The organism is Wolbachia endosymbiont of Glossina morsitans morsitans (genome assembly GCF_000689175.1).
GTDB lineage: Bacteria > Pseudomonadota > Alphaproteobacteria > Rickettsiales > Anaplasmataceae > Wolbachia > Wolbachia pipientis.
The window spans coordinates 5,573-8,284 of record NZ_AWUH01000136.1; the positions used below are offsets into that span (position 1 = coordinate 5,573).

The 2,712-nt window shown below is 37.3% G+C and carries 1 protein-coding gene and 2 pseudogenes; all 3 read right to left on the reverse strand.

All coding sequences use genetic code 11. The features are described from left to right. Positions 1–50 precede the first annotated feature (50 nt). Positions 51–490, reverse strand: a pseudogene (locus WGMM_RS03450) (Rpn family recombination-promoting nuclease/putative transposase); the annotation flags it as partial. Between the two features lie 221 nt (positions 491–711). Continuing rightward, a pseudogene (gene dxr / locus WGMM_RS03455) lies at positions 712–1,871 on the reverse strand (1-deoxy-D-xylulose-5-phosphate reductoisomerase). An 82-nt stretch (positions 1,872–1,953) separates the two neighbouring features. Then, complete coding sequence (locus WGMM_RS03460; protein ID WP_038250155.1) at positions 1,954–2,445, reverse strand: hypothetical protein; 492 nt, start codon at positions 2,443–2,445, stop codon at positions 1,954–1,956. Between the last annotated feature and the right edge of the window lie 267 nt (positions 2,446–2,712).

The window sequence follows — 2,712 nt, forward strand, 5'->3', positions numbered from 1 at the left end:
ACGACAGAGCTAAATTGGCGTATTTCGCCAATTGTTTATAATGCCACCAGCGAAACATTTTTATCTCTTATTGTGTGGCTGGATATATAATCAAGCTTATCAGGAAATAAATTACAATTAGAGATAGCAATAAAGAAAACCTTCTTTAAATCAATGTACTTACCAGATTTATCAGCTTGCCTTGAGTAAGCCTTAGCAGCATATAGTTGAGCTCGTTTTTCGAAGCCTTTATCGCGAGTGAGTTGCATTTCAATCACATACCTAGCCCCACTAGAGTCCCTGCAGAGAACATCAACTATACTTTGCTTATCAGAGGCAATTTCAGGATCCATTATAGCACTGAGGAATTCCACTTCTTGTATAGTATTTATCTCGGTAAACCTAAAATATCATTCAAAAAATGTATGAGAATATTCTTATTTTTTTCAGTGCCAAATATTTTTTTGAAGGTTAAATCCAGCTTAGGGTCGAGAAACTTAGATAAAGCCATAGCCAAAGTGCTTAAAAATATTAATAATTATACACTATTATTAACAATTATTCAACCATATTTTTGAAGATAGCTATGCCGCCGCGAACCGTCATACCGCCGCGGTATCTCTAGATCCCGCTAACAAGCAGCGGGATGACGAATTACTTAACCGTCATACCACCGCGAACCGTCATACCGCGATTTATTCGCGGTACAGAATACAGTCTGGTTACATTACTCTAGCTATACGCAACAACTTTACTTTCAACAACTTTATTAGCAATAATACGACTTTCATAATCAGTATTTATTATATCAGATAGTGAATTAATATCAGTATAACTACCAAAACTTTCCATTGTTGATTCCACTACCTCTACTATTTTTAAAAAGCCGATTCGTGACTTCAAAAATTCATTAACAGCTATTTCATTTGCAGCATTGAGCACAATACTGTTTGTTTGTGGAGCAGAAGAGTTTAACACTGCCATGCTAAGCTTTAGCGCAGGAAAACGCTTATGGTCTGGTTCTTGAAAGGTCAATTTTCCTTGCTTTGTTAAATCTAATTTACGATTTAAAGCTGATCTTTCCGGCCAAGATAGAGCATATGAAATAGGAATTGCCATGTCAGTTTCTGCAAGCACAGCAAAGTTGAACCCATCCTTATAAGTTACAATTCCATGTACTATTGACTCAGGATGCACTATTGCTTCAATTTTATCCGGGCTGATGTTAAACAAGTTATGTGCTTCTATTATCTCTAGTGCCTTATTCATCATTGTTGCGCTATCAACCGAGATTTTCTTTCCCATATTCCAAGTGGGGTGACTAAGCGCCTGATCTACCGTGATATTTCTTAATTGCTCAAGGCTATAATTTAAGAATGGTCCACCAGAAGCAGTAAGTATGATCTTTTCTACGCATTTGTCGTCATTTTGCAAAATTTGAAAAATTGCATTGTGCTCAGAGTCAATAGGGATTATTTGTACATTTTTTTCTTTAGCTTTTTTGAGTAATAACTTTCCACCGCAAACAATGCTTTCTTTGTTTGCCAATGCAATGACTTTGGTACCGCTTTCTATAACTTCCATAACTGGCCCAAGGCCTGCAATGCCAACTATTGCAACAACTGAGAGATCAACAGGTATGGTAGCAATATTTGTAGCACCAGTTGCTATTTTTACATCTGTACCAAGTAAACTTTCTTTTAAATCTTTGTAAAGCCTTTCATCGGAGATAGCAACATATTTTGCATTTAGCAGTTTTGCTTGATGTGCCAGTAAAGCAAAGTTCGAATGGGCACTTAGTGCTTCCACTTGGTATTCTTCTTTTCTCTTTGAGAGCAAATCTACAGTCTTCCAACACTTCCTGTTGACCCTAAAACTGAAACCTTTTTCACTAAGACAAACTCATGTTAATTATAACAACAGCAACTTTTCTTATTAGGCCTTCTCGCATACTATTCAGCAGTTTTTAAGCGTTTAACCAAGTTCATGCCCGTGGTCATCACCAACAGATGGTGAAGGACCAGGTGAAAAAGATTGACCATGGTGATCACCTGCATCATGCATGTCTTGCAGACCATCAGCATTATGAGCCATTTGATTATTGGCATGAGGGTAATCATCTGAGTGAGGTCCCTCATCACCATGAGCCATATCCATTCCTTCTGACGGCATATCTTCCCCACCTCCACCTGAAAAATATTCTGCAAGGCCTTCAAGAAATTTTATGCCAAACATGATTTTCCAAAACAGCGTTACTAGACTACTACCACTCACCAAACCTTCAAACATGTTACTATAAGCAGCAATTTCTCCTTCATGAAAGTTAAACAACCATTTCATTCCATCCACGACTGTTGAAACAGAGTCACTATGAACAAGATCAAAACCACTTTTCTCACCAGCAGCCTCTTGGTGTTGCTGCTGCGCTTGCCATTCTGCAATATTTGGACCTTGAGCTTCACTCATAAATTTTTACTCTCAACCTTAAGCTTTTATTTTATCACAAATATTGCAAAATATCAATACAGCTTTTGAATATAGCTAATACAAACAATTTCTGTCATCCTATATATAGCTAAACTGACTTACGACAATTTGAAAAACGACAAATTCGTCATTCCGCTACTAGTTAGCGGAATCTATGCCGAGATACCGCGAATGAATCGCGGTATGACGTGTTAGCTATACGATCCAGTTTGAAAAAAATCTGAATTTCAATGTCCACTACCTTTT